Annotated in this window: 2 protein-coding genes; both read left to right on the forward strand. The window is 65.7% G+C overall.

Annotated features, from left to right (window positions below; genetic code table 11):
• Positions 1–1,488: response regulator (locus Q8S38_RS19020; protein WP_305681914.1), on the forward strand; the 1,488-nt coding region annotated here is incomplete at its 5' end.
• Positions 1,489–1,498: 10 nt separating this feature from the next.
• Positions 1,499–3,394 (forward strand): response regulator (locus tag Q8S38_RS19025; protein WP_305681915.1); only part of this gene is annotated, 1,896 nt, incomplete at its 3' end.

Here is a 3,394-nt window from a genome sequence, read left to right on the forward strand (position 1 = left end):
CTGCTCAAGGGCATCCGCGTGCTGGTGGTGGACGACAACGAGGTGTCGCGCGAAATCCTCGCCGACATGCTGCGCTTCTTTCACCTCGACGTCGTCACCGCGGCGAGCGGGCCGGCCGCGCTGGCCACGCTCGAAGCGGCCTCTGCCCACCCTTACGACCTGGTGTTGATGGACTGGCGCATGCCCGGCATGAACGGCGACGAGGCGACCCAGCGCATCCACCTGGATTCCGCCATCGCGCAGCAGCCCAAGGTGGTGATGGTGACCGCCTACGGCCGCGAGGACGTGATCCGTCTGGCCGAACAGGCCGGCGTGGATGGTTTTCTGATCAAGCCGGTGTCGCCGTCGACGCTGCTCGACACCCTCCTCTCGGTACTGGGGCGGGGCCGCATTCTCAATGGCAATCGCCCGCAGCACGGCATCCCGGATGACGGCGCCCGCGCCCAGCTCGCCGGCGCGCGCATGCTGCTGGTCGAGGACAACGACATCAACCGCGAATTCGCCACCGAGCTGTTGCGCAGCGAGGGCATCAAGGTCGATCAGGCCATCAACGGCCAGGAAGCGGTCGAACAGGTGCAGCGGCAGATCTACGACGGCGTGCTGATGGATATCCAGATGCCGGTCATGGATGGTCTTGAGGCGGCCCGCCGCATCCGCGCGCTGGCGCACGCACCGGGCGGCGAACGCTACGCCCGCCTGCCCATCATCGCGATGACGGCGCTGGCGATGGCGCAGGATGCCGAAAAGAGCCAGGCCGCCGGCATGAACGACCATATCACCAAGCCGGTGGCGCCGGAGCGGCTGGTGGCGGCGCTGGCAAAGTGGATAAAGGTGCCGGCGGAGCGGGCCGGCCAGGTGCAGCCCGCATCGCGGCCAGGCAGCTTGCCGCCCGAGCTGCTGGCACTGTCCAGTCTCGATGCGAGCGAAGGGGTGCGCCGCATCGGCGGCAAGCTGGAGGCGTATTACAAGCAGTTGCGGCGCTTTCGCGAGCACTATGCCAATGCGGTGGGGACACTGCGACAGTTAACGACGGACGCGCAGACGCAGCAGGCACAGGAGTTCTGCCACGCGCTCAAGGGCGTGACCGGCAATATCGGCGCCACGGCATTGTATGCATGCGTGAGCATGATCGATGCCGAGCTGAAGCAGGACACGCTGCCCGACGCCGCCGCTCTGGATGCGGCGCAGTCGCTGCTGGAGGCGGTGATGCGCGACATTGACAGCCTGCCGACGACGCCGGCACGCGCGTCCGCTGTCGCACCCCTGGCGCCCGATCAGGTGCGCGAGCAATTGGCGCAGCTGTTGCACGCGCTGCAGGACGACCTTGGCTCTGCCGAGCCACTGCTGGTGGCCTTGCGTGCCGGTGTTGACGGAACGCCCCTGGCGGCGGACATTGATGCGCTCGCCGCGCAGGTCGATGTCTTCGCCATCGATGAAGCGCGCGCGCAGCTCACTGTGCTGCTGGGCCGACTGACGCATACAACCTGAGCCACCCGATATGACCGAAGCCGTTGCCAGCCGCCCTCGCATCCTCATCGTCGATGACGTCAACGAGAACCTGCATGTGCTGATGAGCGTGCTGCGCGACGACTATGTGATCGCCGCCGCCACCAGCGGCGAGAAGGCGCTCGATCTGGCGCGCCAGCAGCCGTATCCCGACCTCATTCTGCTCGACATCAAGATGCCGGGCATGGACGGCTACTCGGTGTTGGCGCATCTCAAATCCAATCCGGCCACCGCCGACATTCCGGTCATTTTCGTGACGGCGTTGGCTGAGGCGGCCGACGAGGCGCGCGGTCTCCAGCTGGGCGTGGCCGACTACATCACCAAGCCGATCAACCCGGAACTGCTGCACATGCGCGTGCGCACCCAGCTCGAGCTGCAGCGTTATCGCAGGAATCCGGTGCTGTTCGACGTGTCGCAGGACAGCGATCCGGATCGCCCGCCGTCGCTGCTGGTGGTCGATGACGTGCCGCAGAACATCCATGAGCTGCTGGAGGCGCTCAAGGACGATTACCGCATCCTGGTTGCCCGCTCCGGCGCCAAGGCGCTCGAGTTGATCGAGGGCGAGAGCCCGCCCGACCTCGTGCTGCTCGACATCATGATGCCGGAGATGGACGGCTACGAAGTGTGTCGGCGCATCAAGGCTTCGCCCAGGGGCAATCGCATCCCGGTGATTTTCGTCACCGTGGTCGACGCCACCGAGGACAAAGTCCGGGGCTTCAGCATCGGCGCGGCCGACTACATCACCAAGCCCTTCGACGTCGATGAGGTGCGTGCGCGGGTGCGCACCCAGCTCGAGCTTTCCCGGCTGCGCAATTTCCTCGAAGACCTGGTCGCTCAGCGCACCGCCCTGTTGGAACAGAGCGAGGAAAAATACCGCATCCTTGCCGACTATTCGCCCAACTGGGAATACTGGGTGGCGCCGGATAGCAGCTATCTGTATGTGTCGCCGGCCTGTCGCGATGTATCGGGCTATGCGCCGGCCGATTTCTTCGTCGATTCGGGGCTGATGGAAAAAATCATCCATCCCGACGATCTGGCCGGCTGGAAGGCGCATCGTTCCGCGGCTGCGGCCGGCACCGCCCCGGGTCCGCACCTGTTCCGCATTAGTGCCCGCGACGGCAGCGAGCGCTGGATCGAGCATGTGTGCAAGCCGGTGTTTGATGCAGCGGGCCAGCCGATCGGGCTGCGCGGTTCGCTGCGCGACATCACCGACCGCCAGCGCGCCGAGCAGAAACTGGACTTCTTCGCGCATCGCGACCCGCTGACCGGGCTGCCAAATCGCGCCCTGTTCGCCCAGCTGCTGGCGCAGGCCGTCCTCAATGCCGAACGCAGCCGGACCCAGTTCGCGTTGCTGTTTCTCGATCTCGACAATTTCAAGGCCATCAACGAGAGCCTCGGCCACACGCTGGGCGACCGGCTGCTGATCGAGGTCAGCAAGCGCCTGCAGGGCCTGTTGCCGGATAACAGCGAAATCGCCCGCATCGGTGGCGATGAGTTCTACATCATCGTCGACCATGCAGCGAGCCTGTCGGGTATCGACCTGGTCGCCCAGCGCATGATCGACGCGCTGGGCGAGCCTTTCCCGATCGACGACAACATGATTTACATCGGCGCCAGCATCGGCATTGCGCTGTATCCGAACGATGGCCGCGATGCGGCCAACCTGCAAAGCAGCGCCGACGCAGCGCTACATCAGGCCAAGGCCCAGGGGCGCGGGATCCTGCGTTTCTTTTCGCCGGAAATGACCCGCCGATCGCGTGCGCGCCTGGCGCTGGAGGCCGATCTGCGCCGTGCGCTGGACCAGCAGGAGCTGCGCCTGCATTACCAGCCGCAAATCGACCTGAGCAGCGGGAAAATCGTAGGCGTCGAGGCACTGGTGCGCTGGCAG

Origin of the sequence: Allobosea sp. (genome assembly GCF_030695125.1) — a bacterium.
Lineage (GTDB): Bacteria > Pseudomonadota > Alphaproteobacteria > Rhizobiales > Beijerinckiaceae > Allobosea.